The 16,320-nt window shown below is 63.5% G+C and carries 15 protein-coding genes; all 15 read right to left on the bottom strand.

What is annotated here, in order from left to right:
* Nucleotides 1-35: 35 nt before the first annotated feature.
* Nucleotides 36-863: a biotin--[acetyl-CoA-carboxylase] ligase gene (locus tag HUI96_RS11780; protein WP_188254846.1), complete on the bottom strand. Its 828-nt coding sequence runs from the start codon at nt 861-863 to the stop codon at nt 36-38.
* 3 nt (nt 864-866) lie between these two features.
* Nucleotides 867-2,303: an NADH-quinone oxidoreductase subunit NuoN gene (gene nuoN / locus HUI96_RS11775; protein WP_188254845.1), complete on the bottom strand. Its 1,437-nt coding sequence runs from the start codon at nt 2,301-2,303 to the stop codon at nt 867-869.
* 11 nt (nt 2,304-2,314) lie between these two features.
* The gene (locus HUI96_RS11770) at nt 2,315-3,820 is read right to left on the bottom strand and encodes an NADH-quinone oxidoreductase subunit M (RefSeq protein ID WP_188254844.1); all 1,506 of its coding nucleotides are present in this window, start codon (nt 3,818-3,820) and stop codon (nt 2,315-2,317) included.
* A complete protein-coding gene (gene nuoL / locus HUI96_RS11765) occupies nt 3,820-5,838 on the bottom strand; it encodes an NADH-quinone oxidoreductase subunit L (RefSeq protein ID WP_188254843.1) in 2,019 nt (672 codons plus the stop codon). Before nuoL ends, HUI96_RS11770 begins: the two co-directional genes overlap by 1 nt.
* 14 nt (nt 5,839-5,852) lie before the next feature.
* On the bottom strand, nt 5,853-6,161 hold the full coding sequence (gene nuoK / locus HUI96_RS11760; RefSeq protein WP_188254842.1) for an NADH-quinone oxidoreductase subunit NuoK: 309 nt from the start codon (nt 6,159-6,161) through the stop codon (nt 5,853-5,855).
* Nucleotides 6,162-6,163: 2 nt separating this feature from the next.
* Nucleotides 6,164-6,784, bottom strand: coding sequence for an NADH-quinone oxidoreductase subunit J (locus HUI96_RS11755; protein WP_188254841.1), 621 nt, complete (start codon nt 6,782-6,784; stop codon nt 6,164-6,166).
* 121 nt (nt 6,785-6,905) lie between these two features.
* Nucleotides 6,906-7,397: an NADH-quinone oxidoreductase subunit NuoI gene (gene nuoI, locus HUI96_RS11750; protein ID WP_188254840.1), complete on the bottom strand. Its 492-nt coding sequence runs from the start codon at nt 7,395-7,397 to the stop codon at nt 6,906-6,908.
* 1 nt (nt 7,398) lies between these two features.
* Entirely contained in the window at nt 7,399-7,590 is a 192-nt protein-coding gene (locus HUI96_RS11745) for a hypothetical protein (RefSeq protein WP_188254839.1), read from the bottom strand.
* Nucleotides 7,590-8,633 (bottom strand): NADH-quinone oxidoreductase subunit NuoH, encoded by a 1,044-nt coding sequence (nuoH, locus tag HUI96_RS11740; protein ID WP_188254838.1) that lies wholly within the window; start codon nt 8,631-8,633, stop codon nt 7,590-7,592. Before nuoH ends, HUI96_RS11745 begins: the two co-directional genes overlap by 1 nt.
* Nucleotides 8,634-8,641: 8 nt before the next feature.
* Entirely contained in the window at nt 8,642-10,726 is a 2,085-nt protein-coding gene (gene nuoG, locus HUI96_RS11735) for an NADH-quinone oxidoreductase subunit NuoG (RefSeq protein WP_188254837.1), read from the bottom strand.
* Nucleotides 10,727-10,789: 63 nt separating this feature from the next.
* The gene (locus tag HUI96_RS11730) at nt 10,790-11,737 is read right to left on the bottom strand and encodes a hypothetical protein (protein ID WP_188254836.1); all 948 of its coding nucleotides are present in this window, start codon (nt 11,735-11,737) and stop codon (nt 10,790-10,792) included.
* A gap of 110 nt (nt 11,738-11,847) precedes the next feature.
* A complete protein-coding gene (nuoF, locus tag HUI96_RS11725; RefSeq protein WP_188254835.1) occupies nt 11,848-13,152 on the bottom strand; it encodes an NADH-quinone oxidoreductase subunit NuoF in 1,305 nt (434 codons plus the stop codon).
* Nucleotides 13,153-13,163: 11 nt separating this feature from the next.
* Nucleotides 13,164-14,180, bottom strand: coding sequence for an NADH-quinone oxidoreductase subunit NuoE (gene nuoE, locus HUI96_RS11720; RefSeq protein ID WP_188254834.1), 1,017 nt, complete (start codon nt 14,178-14,180; stop codon nt 13,164-13,166).
* A 316-nt stretch (nt 14,181-14,496) separates the two neighbouring features.
* Nucleotides 14,497-15,687, bottom strand: coding sequence for an NADH-quinone oxidoreductase subunit D (locus HUI96_RS11715; protein WP_188254833.1), 1,191 nt, complete (start codon nt 15,685-15,687; stop codon nt 14,497-14,499).
* A 12-nt stretch (nt 15,688-15,699) separates the two neighbouring features.
* Nucleotides 15,700-16,302 carry an NADH-quinone oxidoreductase subunit C gene (locus HUI96_RS11710; protein ID WP_188254832.1) on the bottom strand — a complete coding sequence of 201 codons (603 nt, stop codon included), beginning with the start codon at nt 16,300-16,302 and terminating at the stop codon, nt 15,700-15,702.
* Nucleotides 16,303-16,320: the final 18 nt, after the last annotated feature.

The raw sequence follows: 16,320 nt of genomic DNA, 5'->3' as shown, positions 1-16,320 counted from the left end.
GCAGGATCGCCTGGGGCCCCGCGCCATCTTCTCGTTCACACCGCACTAGCCGAAGCGACGGCGCCGAAATGGACGTCGCCGGCCGTGATCGCGATCGTGTCGCCATTGCTCTCCCGGATGACGAACCGGCATTCCTCGTCAATAGTGTCGAACGTGCCCCGCACGACCCTGCCGCCCGCGCGGACCGCGACCTCACTTCCCAGCCCCGCCGCGCGTTCCAGCCAGCGCCTGCGGACGCGATCCAGTCCCCTGCCCTCATCCCATTGCCTGAATGCAGTACACCAGGCATCCGACAGCGCGAAAAACAAGGATCCTGCATCGCAGCGGGCGCCAAGCGCCTTCAGCGAGGTTGCGGGATAGGGAACATCCTCCGGATGGGTCACGACATTGACACCGATCCCAATCGCCACTGCCGCCCGGCCATGGTCGAGCAGCGCCGATTCCAGCAGGATGCCGGCCATCTTGGCGCCGCCGGCCAGCACATCGTTCGGCCATTTCAGTTCAAAGCGGCCGCCGTTCTGCGCCGAGCCCCCGTCCGCTGCAACAGACACCGCAACACCGGGGGCGACGGCCTCGAGCGCGTCCGATAGCGCCAGGCCGGCGACAAAGCCCAGGGTCGCGGCGTGCTTCAGTTCGCCGTCTGAGATCAGCAGAAGCGTCGCTGCCAGGTTGCCCGCCGGCGTCGACCAGGCCCGCCCTCGCCTTCCGCGACCGCTCTCCTGCCGGTCGGAGACGACCCAGAGCTTTCCCGGATCGCCCGCTTGGCCATGCTCGATCGCCAGCGCGTTGGTGGAACCGACCGTCTCGTGAGGGTCCAGCCGGTAACCGTCGGTGATTGCGGTCGGAGCGAGGTTGAATTGCATCCCTTAGAAGAACGACTTGGCCGCGGCATCCGCAACGGAGGCGATCGGGCCGCCGACGAAGATGTAGAAGAGGATGAACGCTCCCGAGACGCCCAGCACCAGGCGCAGTTCGCTCGCCATCGGCAGGAAGCCGCCGACCGACTCGTCGAACCACATGACCTTGATGATGCGCAGGTAATAGTAAGCGCCCACCACCGAAGCCAACACGCCGATCACCGCCAGCGTGTAGAGTTCGGCGTTGATGGCCGCCAGGAACACGTACCACTTCGCCCAGAATCCCGCGAGCGGCGGGATGCCGGCCAGCGAGAACATCATGATGGTCATGATCGTCGCCATCACCGGGTTCGTGGTGGACAGGCCTGCGAGATCGCCGATTTGCTCGACATTGCCGTCCTTGCGGCGCATCGCGAGAATGAAGGCGAAGGTGCCGAGCGTCATCACCAGGTAGATCAGCATGTAGAGCAGCACGCCGGTGATGCCGGCCTGCGTATTGGCGGCAAGACCGACTAGGGCGAAGCCCACATGACCGATCGAGGAGTAAGCCATCAGGCGCTTGATATTCCTCTGCCCGATCGCCGCCACCGAACCCAGGACCATCGATGCGATGGCGATGAACACGATGATCTGCCGCCAGTCCGGAGCGATCGGTTCGAAGGCGCCGAGCGTCACACGGACCAGGAGTGCCATTGCCGCCATCTTGGGCGCGGCGGAGAAGAATGCGGTCACCGGAGTGGGCGCTCCTTCGTAGACGTCCGGCGTCCACATGTGGAAGGGCACTGCGGAGATCTTGAAGGCCAGGCCGGCGAGCACGAACACGAGGCCGAAGACCAGGCCGAGCTGCCGCTCGCCTTGGCCGAGCGCGGCCGCGATCTCGTCGAAGCCGGTGTTGCCGGTATAGCCATAGACCAGCGACACGCCATAGAGCAGCATGCCTGACGAGAGCGCGCCCAGCACGAAATACTTCAGGCCCGCTTCGGTTGAGCGCACGTTCTCGCGATTGATCGCAGCGACCACGTAGAGGGCCAGCGACTGCAGCTCGAGGCCGAGATAGAGCGAGATCATGCTGTTGGCCGAGATCATCAGCATCATGCCGAGCGTGGCTAGCATGATGAGGACCGGATACTCGAACTTGTCGAATTTCTCGGCCTTGGCGAAGCCGACCGACATGATCAGCGTCACGATCGAGCCGATCAGCGTAAGGACCTTCATGAAGCGGCCGAAGGCGTCGGTGACGAAGGCACCGCCGAACGCAGTGCCGTCGCCAGTGAACATCAGCATCCAGGCGCCGGCGCCGATCAGGATCGCTACGGCCAGCCCGGTCACCGTATTGTTGGCCCGTTCGCCCGAAAAGACGCCGACCATGAGCAGAACCATCGCGCCGAGCGCGATCATAAGCTCCGGTGTTGCGAGCGACAGGCTTTGATGGAGTTCCAGGCTCATACGGCTATCTCTCAGTGCGCGGCGGCGGTCTGCGCCGCTTCGAGCGAGGCGGTTACGGAGCTGACGAGCGACTGCACCGAGGCAGCGGTCACGTCCAGGATCGGCGCGGGATACACGCCGAAGAAGATGGTGAGCACCGCCAGCGGGTAGATGATCGCCTTCTCGCGGATCGACAGGTCGAGCAGGCCTTTCAGGCTGTCCTTGGTGAGTGCCCCGAAGATCACCTTGCGGTAGAGCCACAGCGCATAGGCCGCAGACAGGATCACGCCGGAGGTGGCGAACAGCGCCACCCAGGTGTTGACCTGGAAGATGCCGATCAACGTCAGGAACTCGCCGATGAAGCCGCTGGTGCCCGGCAGGCCGACATTGGCCATGGTAAAGATCAGGAACACCACCGCATATTTCGGCATGTTGTTCACTAGGCCGCCATAGGCCGCGATCTCACGGGTGTGCATCCGATCGTAGACGACGCCGACGCACAGGAACAGAGCGCCGGATACCAGCCCGTGCGACAGCATCTGGAAGAGCGCGCCCTGGATGCCGGTCTGGTTCATCGCGAAGATGCCCATCGTGACGTAGCCCATATGCGCCACTGACGAATAGGCGATCAGCTTCTTCATGTCCTCCTGCATCAGCGCGACCAGCGAGGTGTAGATGATCGCCACCACGGACAGGGTGTAGATCAGCGGCGCGAAGTCGGCCGAGGCGATCGGGAACATCGGCAACGAGAAGCGCAGGAAGCCGTAGCCGCCCATCTTCAGGAGGATCGCTGCCAGCACGACGGACCCCGCCGTCGGCGCCTCGACGTGCGCGTCCGGCAGCCAGGTGTGGACCGGCCACATCGGCATCTTCACCGCGAACGAGGCGAAGAAGGCGAGCCATAGCCATGGCTGCATCGAGGCCGGGAAGTTGTGGGTGAGCAGCGTCGGGATGTCGGTCGTGCCCGCCTGCCAGTACATGGCCATGATGGCGAGCAGCATCAGCACCGAGCCGAGCAGCGTGTAGAGGAAGAACTTGAAGCTGGCATAGACGCGCCGCTTGCCGCCCCACACGCCGATGATGAGGAACATCGGGATGAGGCCTGCCTCGAAAAACACGTAGAACAGCACGATGTCGAGCGCGCAGAACACGCCGATCATCATCGTCTCGAGCAGCAGGAAGGCGATCATATACTCCTTCACGCGATGCTCGACCGACTGCCACGACGCCAGGATGCAGATCGGCATCAGGAAGGTGGTCAGGATGACGAACAGCATGGAAATGCCGTCGACACCCATGTGGTAGCTGATGCCCCCGCCCATCCATTCCGTCTTCTCGACCATCTGGAAGCCGGGCTCCGCTTGGTTGAAGCCGATCCAGATGAACAACGACAGCACGAAGGTGAAGACCGTGGTCAGCAGCGCCACGTTCCGGATGTTGCGGCGCGCGCCGTCGCTCTCGTCCCGGATCAGCAGGATGAGGAACGCCCCGACGAGAGGTAGGAACGTGACCGTAGAAAGGATCGGCCAGTCGGTCATTACAGGCTGCTCCCGAGCATCATCCAGGTGACGAGGGCGGCAACGCCGATCAGCATCACGAAGGCGTAGTGATAAAGATAGCCGGTCTGCAGCTTGACCACGCGGTTCGTCAGATCCAGCACGCGCGCCGAGACGCCGTCAGGACCGAAGCCATCGATGAGCCAGCCGTCGCCGCGCTTCCAGAGGAAGTACCCCAGCCGCTTGGCCGGCCTGACGAACAGGTAGTCGTAGAGTTCGTCGAAGTACCACTTGTTCAAGAGGAACCGGTACAGCCCGCGGTGGTGCTCGGCGAGCCGTACCGGTGCCGCCGGATCGCGGATGTAGAACTGCCAGGCGACGAAGAAGCCGAGCAACATGGCCACGAACGGCGCCAACTTCACCCAGAACGGCACGTCATGAAAATCGTGCAGTACGTGGTTGTCTGGCAGAATGAACAGGGCGCCCTTCCAGAACTCGGAATAGGCCTCGCCGATGAAGTAGTCGTGGAAGACAAAGCCCGCGAACAGCGCGCCAACGGCCAGCAGGTAGAGCGGGACCAGCATCACTGGCGGCGATTCGTGCACGTGGTGCATGACATCGGCGGTCGCCCGCGGCGTGCCGTGGAAGGTCATGAAGATCAGCCGCCAGGAATAGAAGCTCGTGAAGGCCGCAGCGATTACCAGCAGGGTGAAGGCGATCGGAGCGACTGCACTGTGGGCGGCGAACGCACCCTCGATGATGGCGTCCTTCGAGAAGAAGCCTGCGGTGCCGATCACGGTGGCAGGAATGCCCACGCCGGTCAGCGCCAGCGTGCCAATGATCATCATCCAGTAGGTCTTCGGGATCAACCTGCGCAGCCCGCCCATGCGGCGCATGTCCTGCTCGTCCGAGACGGCGTGGATGACCGAGCCGGAGCCGAGGAAGAGCAGCGCCTTGAAGAAGGCGTGCGTGAAGAGGTGGAAAATGGCGGCCGAGTAGAAGCCGAGCCCGATCGCCACGAACATGTAACCCAGTTGCGAGCAGGTCGAATAGGCGATGACGCGCTTGATGTCGTTCTGCACCAGGCCGACCGTCGCCGCGAAGAAGGCGGTGATCGCGCCGATGATCGTCACCACGAGCAGCGCCGTGTCCGACAGTTCGAAGAGCGGCGAAAGCCGCGCCACCATGAACACGCCGGCGGTCACCATGGTCGCGGCATGGATCAGGGCCGAAACCGGAGTCGGGCCTTCCATGGCGTCCGGCAGCCACGTGTGCAGTGGCACCTGGGCGGACTTGCCCATGGCGCCCATGAACAGCAGCAGGCAGGTGACCGTGAGTGCCGATGCCCGGTCGAGTTGGTAGCCCAGGAAGCTGAAGACAACCTCGCTGCCCGCGGCAACACCAGCCGCCGCCTCGCCTTCAGCGCCGTGTCCGGCAGCCGGAGCGAGCGAGGCCGCATTGGCGAAGATCGTGTCGAACGAAACCGAGCCGAACAGAACGAATACGCCGAAAAGACCGAGCAGGAAGCCGAAGTCGCCGACGCGGTTGACCACGAAGGCCTTGATCGCGGCCGCGTTGGCGGATGGCTTCTTGTACCAAAATCCGATCAGCAGGTAGGAGGCGAGCCCGACGCCCTCCCAGCCGAAGAACATCTGGACCAGGTTGTCAGACGTCACCAGCATCAGCATCGCGAAGGTGAACAGCGACAGGTAGGCGAAGAAGCGCGGCCGATGCGGGTCGTGGTGCATGTAGCCGATCGAGTAGATGTGGACGAGCGCCGACACCGTGTTGACGACGACCAGCATCACCGCCGTCAGCGTGTCGATCCTGAGTCCCCAGTCGGCCTGCAGGCCGTTGGAATCGATGAAGCGCAGCAGGTGCACGGTAAAGGATTGCGTGTCGCCGAGAGCAACGTCGAAGAAGACAACCCAGGAGAGCGCGGCGGCGATCACCAGGAAGCCGGACGTGATCAGTTCGGACGCCCTGGCACCTAGCCGGGTGCCGAACAGCCCGGCGATCAGGAAGCCGAGAAGGGGAAGAAAAACGATGGCCTGGTACATTCTGGAACCTTCGCTCAGCCCTTCATCAGGTTGATGTCTTCGACGTCGATCGAGCCGCGGTTGCGGAAGAAGACGACCAGAATGGCGAGACCGATCGCGGCTTCAGCCGCCGCGACGGTGAGGACGAACAGCGCGAACACCTGTCCGACCAGATCGCCGAGAACCGCCGAGAACGCGACGAAGTTGATATTGACGGCGAGCAGGATCAGTTCGATCGACATCAGGATGACGATGACGTTCTTCCTGTTCAGGAAGATGCCGAACACGCCCAGCGTGAACAGGACTGCCGAGACAGTGAGAAAATGCGCGATGCCGACTTGCATGGTCAGATCCCCTTGCCCGTCTCGACCTTCTTGATTTCGATCGCGGTCGCCGGCGTGCGAGCGACCTGGCGAGCGATGTTCTGGCGCTTGATGCCCTGCTTGTGGCGCAGCGTCAGCACGATCGCGCCGATCATGGCGACCAGCAGGATCAGGCCGGCAATCTGGAAGTAGAAGACGTAGTCCGTGTAGAGGATGTCGCCGAGCGCGGCCGTGTTGGTGCGCGTGGCGAGATCCGGCGTTGGCTTGGCCACCGTCGAGGCGAGCTCCGGAGCGAAAGCATAGCCGCCGGCGACGACGATGAGTTCGGCCGCCAGGATGATGCCGACCAGAGCGCCAATCGGCGCATAGGCGAGAGCCCCCGTCTTCAGTTCGGCGAAGTCCACGTCGAGCATCATCACCACGAACAGGAACAGCACCGCCACGGCTCCGACATAAACGACGAGCAGAATCATCGCCAGGAACTCGGCGCCGGTGAGCAAGAACAGCGCGGCGGCGTTGAAGAAGGTGAGGATTAGATAGAGCACGGAGTGCACAGGATTACGCGCCGAGATGACCATGAAGGCCGCCGCGACCGCAATAAAGGCGAAGAGATAGAAGAAGATCGCCTCTAATCCGTTTAGCATGGTTTCCTAGGGCCTCATCCTTGAGCGGCGGCATCGCGCCGCCGTCTGCGTCCTGTTCCGCTTGCGGGCCGGGACGCGGTGTTCCTTAGACGCGCCGTTGCGGCTCGTCTACCGCCGAACCTCACCGGTACGGCGCATCCAGAGCTAAGTTGCGGGCAATCTCCCGCTCCCAGCGGTCGCCGTTGGCCAGGAGCTTCTCCTTGTCATAGTAGAGTTCCTCGCGCGTTTCGGTGGCGAACTCGAAGTTCGGCCCCTCGACGATCGCGTCCACCGGGCAGGCTTCCTGGCAGAAGCCGCAGTAGATGCACTTTACCATGTCGATGTCGTAGCGCACCGTGCGGCGGGTGCCGTCATTTCGCCGCGGGCCAGCCTCGATGGTGATCGCCTGGGCCGGGCAGATGGCCTCGCACAGCTTGCAGGCGATACAGCGTTCCTCGCCGTTGGGATAGCGGCGCAGAGCGTGTTCGCCACGGAAGCGCGGGCTGACCGGCCCTTTCTCGAAGGGATAGTTGATCGTCGGCTTCGGCGCGAAGAACTGGCGCATCGAGAGCACGATTGCGGCCACGAACTCCTTCAACAGCAGCGATTTGGCAGCTTGGGCTAGCGCTGACATTTCATTCTCCAAAGATCAGCGAACCGGCGAACCAGCCCGCGACCGGCATCAGCACGAACTGGCTGATTGCGGTTATGTTCAGGACCTGCCTGGTCTCCGGCAGATCGACGCGGCTGGCGAGCAGGCGCAGCAGGAAGAAATCCACCACCGCCACGCCAAGCCCGATGAGCGCGCCGATCACGCTGGCCGTCATCAGGCAAGCCCCGTGAGTTTCAGGAAGGCGGCCGTGATGACCACCATGGCGATCGACAGCGGCAGGAACACCTTCCAGCCGAGCCGCATGAGCTGGTCGTAGCGGTAGCGCGGCACGAACGACTTCACCAGCGCGAACATGAAGAACACAAAGGTGACCTTCAGCACGAACCAGACCACGCCCGGGATCCAGGTGAACGGCGCAAAGTCGAAGGGCGGCAGCCATCCGCCGAGGAACAGGATCGTCGTCAGCGCGCACATCAGCACGATCGCTACATACTCGCCGAGGAAGAACAGCAAGAAGGGCGTCGAGGAGTACTCGATCATGTGGCCGGCGACGAGTTCCGACTCGGCCTCCACCAGGTCGAAGGGCGGCCGGTTCGTCTCGGCAAGCGCCGAGATGAAGAAGACGATGAACATCGGGAAGAGCGGCAGCCAGTACCAGTCGAGGAAGCTGTTCGGCAGGCCGAGCATCGTGCCCAGTCCGTCCGACTGCGACATCACGATGTCGGTGAGGTTGAGCGAGCCGACGCACAGCAGCACGGTGACGATGACGAAGCCGATCGAGACCTCGTAGGAGACCATCTGCGCGGCCGAGCGAAGCGCGCCAAGGAAGGGGTACTTCGAGTTCGAAGCCCAGCCGCCCATGATCACGCCGTACACCTCGAGCGAGGAGATGGCGAAGATGTAGAGGATGCCGACATTGATATTGGCGACCGCCCAGCCATGATCGACCGGAACCACGGCCCAGGCGGCGAGCGCCAAAGTTGCCGAAACCACGGGCGCCAGCAGGAAGACCACCTTGTTGGCGCCGGACGGGATCACCGGCTCCTTGAAGACGAACTTCAACAGGTCGGCGAACGACTGCAGCAGCCCCCAGGGGCCGACGACATTTGGCCCGCGCCGGAGTTGCACCGCCGCCCACACCTTTCGGTCGGCGTAAAGCAGATAGGCGACGAAGACCAGCAGAATGACGAGCAGGGCGACCGACTTGATCAGAATGATCAGTGCCGGAAGCACATAGAATGTGAAGAAGGATTCCATTGCCGTCCCTACTCGGCTGCCTGTTTGAAGCCGCTGCGGGCCAGCGCCGAACATTCGGCCATGACTGCGGAAGCCCTCGCGATCGGGTTCGTCAGATAGAAGTCTTCGATCGGAGATGCAAATGCGGCTCTACCGATTTCCCCGCCGAGCTGAGCCGCCCGCGCGACATCCTCGCCGGTTCCCGGCTTGATGTCGTCGATGTCCTGCAGATGCGGGTACTCTTCATGTAGCGCCGCCCTGAGCTGCGCCAGTGAGTCGAACGGCAGCCGCTTGCCCAGAACATCGGAGAGCGCCCTGAGGATCGCCCAGTCTTCCCGCGCCTCGCCTGGCGCAAAGCCGGCGCGAGCCGTCCGCTGCACCCGGCCCTCGGTGTTGACGTAGGTACCCGATTTTTCGGTGTAGGCGGCGGCCGGCAGGATGACGTCGGCGCGGTGTGCGCCCCGGTCGCCATGCGTGCCGATGTAGACCACGAAGGCATTGCCCGTACGGCTCATGTCGAACTCGTCGGCGCCGAGCAGGAAGAGCAGATCTGCGCCGCCGTCCAGCATGCCGGCGACATCGCGTCCGCCCTCACCCGGGACGAAGCCGATGTCGAGCCCGCCCACGCGAGCAGCGGCCGTGTGGAGCACTGCAAAACCGTTCCAGCCCTCTGTGAGCGCGCCGACATCCATGGCGAGCTTGGCGGCTTTGGCGAGCACGGCAAACCCGTCAGGACGTGTCAGAGCGCCCTGCCCCACGACGATCAGGGGATTCGAGGCATTCTTCAGCTTCTCGTAGAAGCTGCCCTCGCCAGCGGCCAGCCGGCTCAACGTCTCGGGGCCGGCGCCCAGCAACTCGTAGTCGTAGCGCAGGTCGCCGCCCTCGCCGATCACGCCGATCGGCAGGTCGCCCATGCGCCAGCGCTTGCGGATGCGTGCGTTGAGCACCGAGGCCTCGAAACGAGGATTGGAGCCGATGATGAGCACGGCATCGGCGTGTTCGATGCCTTCGATCGTGGGGTTGAAGATGTAGCTTCCGCGGCCGAGCGACGGATCGAGCTTCGCCCCATCCTGGCGGCAGTCCAGATTGCGGGAGCCGAGCGACTGCATGAGCAGCTTCAGCGCATACATCTCCTCGACCGCGGCCAGATCGCCGGCCATGGCGCCGATCCGGTCCGGAGCGGTGCGCGACACGGCATCCCGAACGGCGGCAAACGCTTCCGACCAACTCGCTGGGGTCAGCTTGTCGTTGCGACGGACGTAAGGCCGGTCGAGGCGTTGGGTGCGCAGTCCGTCCCAGATGAAGCGGGTTTTGTCGGAGATCCACTCCTCGTTCACCTGGTCGTTGACACGCGGCATGATGCGCATGACCTCGCGGCCGCGGGCGTCGACGCGGATGGCAGAACCGACCGCGTCCATCACGTCGATGGATTCGGTCTTGGTCAGTTCCCAGGGCCGCGCCTGGAAGGCGTAGGGTCGCGAGGTCAGCGCGCCCACCGGACAGAGATCAATGACGTTGCCCTGCAACTCCGAGGTCATCGCCTGTTCGAGATAGGTCGTGATCTCGGCGTCCTCGCCGCGGCCGATCAGCCCGAGTTCGGAGATGCCGGCTACCTCTGTCGTGAAGCGGACGCAGCGCGTGCAATGGATGCAGCGCGTCATGATCGTCTTCACGAGTGGGCCGATGTACTTGTCCTCCACGGCGCGCTTGTTCTCATGATAGCGCGAAGAGTCGACGCCGAAGGCCATCGCCTGGTCCTGCAGGTCGCACTCGCCGCCCTGATCGCAGATCGGGCAATCCAGCGGGTGGTTGATCAGCAGGAATTCCATCACGCCTTCGCGGGCCTTCTTGACCATCGGCGTGTTGGTGAACATCTCGGGCAGTTCGCCATTCGGGCCGGGGCGCAGGTCGCGCACGCCCACGGCGCACGAAGCCTGCGGCTTCGGCGGCCCTCCCTTCACCTCGACGAGGCACATCCGGCAGTTGCCGGCGATCGACAGCCGCTCATGGAAGCAGAAGCGCGGGATTTCGGCGCCTGCCTCCTCCGCCGCCTGCAGCAGCGTGTAGTGGTCGGGTACCTCGATCTCTTTCCCGTCGACCTTGAGTCTTGCCATTCTCTTCTTTCCCGGTCAGGCGCAGCGCGCCTGTTGCCATATCTTCACGTGCATGCAGGGCCGCTACTTGGCCTTCGCCAGCTTCGCGGCCTGCGGGATCCAGTTGTCGCGGATGATGCGCCCCTTCATCCCGATCATGTCCTCGATCCGGTCGACTTCCTTCCCGCTCCAGCCCGCTATCTGCTCAAAGGTCCAGACGCCCTGAGTGTTGAGGACCTGCTCCAGCTTCGGGCCAATTCCGGAAATCGCCTTCAGGTCGTCCGGCGTTCTGGGCTTGCGGACCGAACCCTGTTTCCGGGATTCCTTGGGAGCGAGTTCCTCGTGCATTTTTTCGGCCGGGATCGCTTTGGCCGCGGGACGGGACGTCCGCTTCTTCGCCTCGGCAGCGAGCCGAGTCGATGCCCTCCTGGCTTCGCCCGCTCGCCTGGATCCTGCTTGCGCCCGATGGGAGCTTGCGCGAACCGGCTTTGCAACCGGCTTCTGCCGCTTGCTGGCCGCCTTCGTCTCCGGCGCCTTCGGCGCTGCCTCACGCTTCGCCTTCGGCTCCTTCGGCGCTGCCTCGCGCTTCTCCTTCAGCCCCTTAGGCGCAGCCTCGCGCTTCGCCTCGGCTTCCGCCCGCGGCTCGGCAGGCTTTGCGCGAACAGCCGGCATCTGTTCGACTTCTGCCTTGGCGTCAGCAATCAGAGCAGATGCCGTTTCGCCGGCGCGCATCTCGGCGGTCCGTGCGGCGTCCCTGAACTCCTCGGGCGCCTTTTTGGCATGCTCCAGCATCGGCATGAACAGGCGTTGCGAAGCTGCTGCTGCACCAGACATGGCGCCAAGCCACATCCCCATGGCCTGACTGGCGAAGCCTACGCCGAGCGCGGTCATGGCGCTGGCTCCGGCGAGCGGATGCGCCATCAGATTGACGGCACTCGCCAGGTTCGCGGGCATCATGGCCGTGGTCTGTTTAACAGCGTCGTCGATCATCGCCTTGGGGATCAGTTCGCCGGGTACCGAAAACTTCGACATAGGCTCACTCCTTTGCCGCTCGTCCTTCTGCCCGCCTCTCTTGTACTTCCACCCTCGTATGCTTGTTCTGCACCACTTAGCCGGAACTATCCGTCCCGGCCGATCTCTCGTCACTCGGCCGCGACCAGCACCGGCTCTGCCCTGTGGGCATTGCGCGTGAACTCGTCGATACGCCGCTCGATCTCCGGCCTGAAGTGGCGGATCAGGCCCTGGATCGGCCACGCTGCCGCGTCGCCCAGCGCACAGATCGTATGACCTTCGACCTGCTTGGTCACGTCCAGCAGCATGTCGATCTCGCGCTTCTGCGCCTCGCCGCGCACCAGCCGCTCCATCACGCGCCACATCCAGCCCGTGCCCTCACGGCAGGGCGTGCACTGACCGCAGCTCTCGTGCTTGTAGAAATAGGCCAGCCGCGCGATCGCCTTCACAATATCGGTCGACTTGTCCATCACGATCACGGCAGCGGTGCCGAGACCCGACTTCAGGTCGCGCAACGCGTCGAAATCCATCGGCGTATCGATGATCTGCTCGGCCGGCACCAGCGGCACTGACGAGCCACCCGGAATGACTGCAAGAAGATTGTCCCAGCCACCGCGAATGCCGCCGCAGTGCTTCTCGATCAGTTCACGGAACGGAATCGACATTGCCTCTTCCACCGTGCATGGCGTGTTCACGTGGCCGGAGACGCAGAACAGCTTGGTGCCCGTATTGTTGGGACGCCCGAAGGACGAGAACCACGCCGCTCCGCGCCGCAGAATGGTCGGCGCAACGGCGATCGATTCGACGTTGTTGACCGTCGTCGGGCAGCCATAGAGACCCATGTTCGCGGGGAATGGCGGCTTTAGCCGCGGCTGACCCTTCTTGCCCTCGAGGCTCTCGAGCAACGCCGTCTCCTCGCCGCAGATATAGGCGCCGGCGCCATGATGGACGTAGACGTCGAAGTCGTAGCCGTTCTTGTTGTTCTTGCCGATCAGCCCGGCATCGTAAGCCTCATCGATCGCTCGCTGCAGAGCCTCGCGCTCACGGATGAACTCGCCGCGGACGTAGATGTACGCTGCGACGGCGCCCATCGCGAAACCCGCGACCAGGCAGCCCTCGACCAGGGTGTGAGGATCGTGCCGCAGGATATCGCGGTCCTTGCAGGTTCCCGGCTCGGACTCGTCAGCATTGACGACCAGATAGCTCGGGCGCCCATCGCTCTGCTTGGGCATGAACGACCACTTGAGGCCGGTCGGGAATCCCGCACCGCCGCGGCCGCGCAGCCCCGAAGCCTTCATCTCGTTGATGATCCAGTCGCGACCCTTCGCCAGGATGCCGGCAGTGTCGTCCCAATGGCCGCGCGCCATCGCGCCCTTCAGCGAACGGTCGAACTGGCCGTAGATGTTGGTGAAGATGCGGTCCTTGTCGGCGAGCATTCTCTCTTACCTCAGCGCTTCCGGCCAGTCGGCTTACGAGCATCGGGCGATGGCTCGCCCTTCGGCGCCCGCTTTTCGCCGGCAAGACGCTTGCTATCCGGGCCAATCGGCTCGCCACGCAGCAGTTCCGGCGACTTGGCCTCCACAACGCCGGTATCGGCGCTCTTGCGGCGGCGCTGCTTGACTTCCGCCTCGACCGACGGCTCGGCCAGGTTGGCAGCCTTCTCATTGAAACCGGGCTCGCCTACGCTCGCCGCGGTCTCACCCGCCGGGCTGGCTTTAACCGGCGAAGGAGTCTTCAGTTGCGGGCTTGTTTCGGAAGCATCGGTCTTTGGCCGTCCCGCCTTGGAAGGAGGCAGTGCGGGTTCGCCCGCCTGCGCCCGAGTGTCGCGTTCCGAGACCGGCCCGAGGATGACAGCTTCGTTGGTCAGGGTCGTGAAGCCGGTAGCGGGGGCGGAGTTGAAACGGCCGTTCTGCGGCCCGGGCGTGACATCGGCTCCCTTGCCCGCCTCGAAGGCATCGATGATGGTCTCCAAGATCTCGGGGGTCAGGTCCTCATAGGTGTCCTTGAAGATCATGACCATGGGCGCGTTCACGCAGGTGCCCTGGCATTCCACCTCTTCCCAGGACAGCGTGCCGGCCTCGTTGGTGTGGAAGGGCTCGGGATGGATCCTGCTGCGGCACACATCCATCAGTTCCCCGGCGCCCCTGAGCATGCAGGGGGTGGTCCCGCAAACCTGCACATGGGCGCGCGTACCAACCGGATTCAGCTGGTACTGAGTGTAGAAGGTCGCGACCTCAAGCACACGGATGTAGGGCATGTCGAGCATGTCGGCGACATGCTCGATGGCAGCCCTGCTCACCCAGCCTTCCTGCTCCTGGGCGCGCATGAGCAACGGGATGACGGCCGATTGCTGGCGTCCCGGCGGATACTTACCGATGGTTTGCTCGGCCCAGGCGGCATTCGCCTCGGTAAAGGCGAAGTCGGCTGGCTGAAGGGCTGGCTCGGCGAGGCGGCGAACGGACATGAGGCTCCGTGCACTTCTGTTTGTTTTTTCGCGCGCGTTCTAACACACGCGACGCAAAAGGCCAGTGGCCGAATTGGTCTTGCAGCGGCGATTTTCTCGCAGATGCGAAGGGGTGCGCCCGAATATGAGAACAAGCAGGTTACCCTGCAAGTTCAGCGCCGGGTGGAGGCCGAGTTGCAGGACTTTAGGTCGCGGGCTCCAGCATGTTCTCGACCCAAATCGACAGACCGGGCGGATCGAGTTCGATCGCTTACGTAGAGGCGACCCTGACTTGTAGCCGACGTGAAATGAGCCGGCTGAAGGCCGGCCCATCCATTTACCGGTCGACCTCGCCGAACACGATGTCGAGTGAGCCAAGGATTGCCGAGACGTCGGCCAGCATGTGGCCGCGGGTCATGAAGTCCATCGCCTGCAGATGCGCGAAGCCCGGCGCGCGCAGTTTGCAGCGGTACGGCTTGTTGGTGCCGTCCGAGACCAGATAGACGCCGAACTCGCCCTTGGGCGCCTCGACCGCGGCATACACCTCGCCGGCCGGCACGTGATAACCCTCGGTATAGAGCTTGAAGTGGTGGATCAGCGCTTCCATCGAGCGCTTCATCGCAGCGCGCTTCGGCGGGACAATCTTGCCGTCCTGATCCGAAACGGGTCCGATTCGCTCCTTGCCGAGCAGCCGCTCGATGCACTGGCGCATGATCTTCGCGGACTGCCGCATCTCTTCCATGCGGATGAGATAGCGGTCGTAGCAGTCGCCGTTCTTTCCGATCGGGATGTCGAAATCCATATCGGAGTAGCAATCGTAGGGCTGGCTTTTGCGCAGGTCCCAGGGCGCGCCGGAGCCACGCACCATCACGCCTGAAAAACCCCACGACCAGGCGTCTTCGAGCGAAACGACTCCGATGTCGGCGTTGCGCTGCTTGAAGATGCGGTTGTCCGTGAGCAGTTCGTCAAGGTTGGCGACGGTCTGCAGGAACGGGTCGATCCAATTGGCGATGTCTTCGACAAGCTGATCAGGCACGTCTTGGTGCACCCCGCCGGGCCGGAAATAGGCCGCATGCATGCGAGCGCCTGAGGCGCGCTCGTAGAACACCATCAGCTTCTCGCGCTCCTCGAAGCCCCACAGCGGCGGCGTAAGCGCACCGACGTCCATGGCCTGCGTGGTGACGTTCATCAGATGGTTGAGGATGCGCCCCATCTCGGCGAACAGCACCCGGATGAGTTGACCGCGGATCGGCACCTCTACGCCGAGCAGCCGCTCGATCGCCAGGCACCAGGCATGCTCCTGGTTCATCGGCGCGACATAGTCGAGCCGGTCGAAATAGGGCAGCGCCTGCAGGTACGTCTTGTACTCGATCAGTTTTTCGGTGCCGCGATGCAGCAGTCCGATATGGGGATCGACGCGATCTACCACCTCGCCGTCGAGCTCGAGCACCAGGCGCAGAACGCCGTGCGCCGCCGGATGCTGCGGCCCGAAATTGATGTTGAAGGAGCGGACGTTGTGCTCGGTCATTGATCTGCCGCCTTACTGCTTCGCCTTCTCATCCCCCGGCAGCACGTAGTCCGTGCCTTCCCAGGGCGAGAGGAAATCGAAGTTGCGGAACTCCTGCTTCAGTTCGACGCGCTCGTAGACCACGCGCTTGGCCTGGTCGTCGTAGCGGACCTCGACATAGCCGGTGAGCGGGAAATCCTTGCGCATTGGATACCCTTCGAAGCCGTAATCCGTGAGGATGCGGCGCAGTTCCGGATGGCCGGAAAACAGGATGCCGTAAAGATCGTAGGCCTCGCGCTCGAACCAGTCGGCGCCGGGATAGATGCTGGTGGCAGAAGGGACCAGCGTGTCCTCGTCGGCCTGAACTTTCACACGGATGCGCAGGTTCTGGCGTGGCGAGAGCAGGTGATAGACCACGTCGAACCGCTTCTCGCGCGAGGGATAGTCAACCCCGCAGATGTCGATGATCGACACGAATTGGCACTGGACGTCGGACTTGAGGAAGTTGAGCACCTCGAGGATGTCGCCCGCGGCCACGTCGAGCGTCAGGTCGCCATAGGCGATCGAAGCCTTGCCGATCAGGCTCCCAAGCTTCTCCTGGAGGTAGGAGGAGAGGTCGTTCAGCGCCTCGTTCACTTCTGCGACTCCAACTGT

Origin of the sequence: Pseudaminobacter soli (ex Zhang et al. 2022) (genome assembly GCF_014595955.1) — a bacterium.
Classification (GTDB): domain Bacteria; phylum Pseudomonadota; class Alphaproteobacteria; order Rhizobiales; family Rhizobiaceae; genus Kumtagia; species Kumtagia pseudosoli.
The sequence above is the reverse complement of the archived record's forward strand: the minus strand, read 5'-3'. Positions and strand labels throughout refer to the sequence as shown.

Excerpts from the sequence above, each read along its gene's own strand:
- HUI96_RS11730 (WP_188254836.1), bottom strand. The coding sequence starts at position 11,737 with ATGTCGAAGTTTTCGGTACCCGGCGAACTGATCCCCAAGGCGATGATC.
- nuoG (WP_188254837.1), bottom strand. The coding sequence starts at position 10,726 with ATGGCAAGACTCAAGGTCGACGGGAAAGAGATCGAGGTACCCGACCAC.
- HUI96_RS11715 (WP_188254833.1), bottom strand. The coding sequence starts at position 15,687 with ATGACCGAGCACAACGTCCGCTCCTTCAACATCAATTTCGGGCCGCAG.
- nuoF (WP_188254835.1), bottom strand. The coding sequence starts at position 13,152 with ATGCTCGCCGACAAGGACCGCATCTTCACCAACATCTACGGCCAGTTC.
- HUI96_RS11745 (WP_188254839.1), bottom strand. The coding sequence starts at position 7,590 with ATGACGGCCAGCGTGATCGGCGCGCTCATCGGGCTTGGCGTGGCGGTG.
- HUI96_RS11755 (WP_188254841.1), bottom strand. The coding sequence starts at position 6,784 with ATGCTAAACGGATTAGAGGCGATCTTCTTCTATCTCTTCGCCTTTATT.
- nuoH (WP_188254838.1), bottom strand. The coding sequence starts at position 8,633 with ATGGAATCCTTCTTCACATTCTATGTGCTTCCGGCACTGATCATTCTG.
- nuoI (WP_188254840.1), bottom strand. The coding sequence starts at position 7,397 with ATGTCAGCGCTAGCCCAAGCTGCCAAATCGCTGCTGTTGAAGGAGTTC.
- HUI96_RS11770 (WP_188254844.1), bottom strand. The coding sequence starts at position 3,820 with ATGACCGACTGGCCGATCCTTTCTACGGTCACGTTCCTACCTCTCGTC.
- nuoE (WP_188254834.1), bottom strand. The coding sequence starts at position 14,180 with ATGTCCGTTCGCCGCCTCGCCGAGCCAGCCCTTCAGCCAGCCGACTTC.
- nuoK (WP_188254842.1), bottom strand. The coding sequence starts at position 6,161 with ATGCAAGTCGGCATCGCGCATTTTCTCACTGTCTCGGCAGTCCTGTTC.
- nuoN (WP_188254845.1), bottom strand. The coding sequence starts at position 2,303 with ATGAGCCTGGAACTCCATCAAAGCCTGTCGCTCGCAACACCGGAGCTT.
- nuoL (WP_188254843.1), bottom strand. The coding sequence starts at position 5,838 with ATGTACCAGGCCATCGTTTTTCTTCCCCTTCTCGGCTTCCTGATCGCC.
- HUI96_RS11780 (WP_188254846.1), bottom strand. The coding sequence starts at position 863 with ATGCAATTCAACCTCGCTCCGACCGCAATCACCGACGGTTACCGGCTG.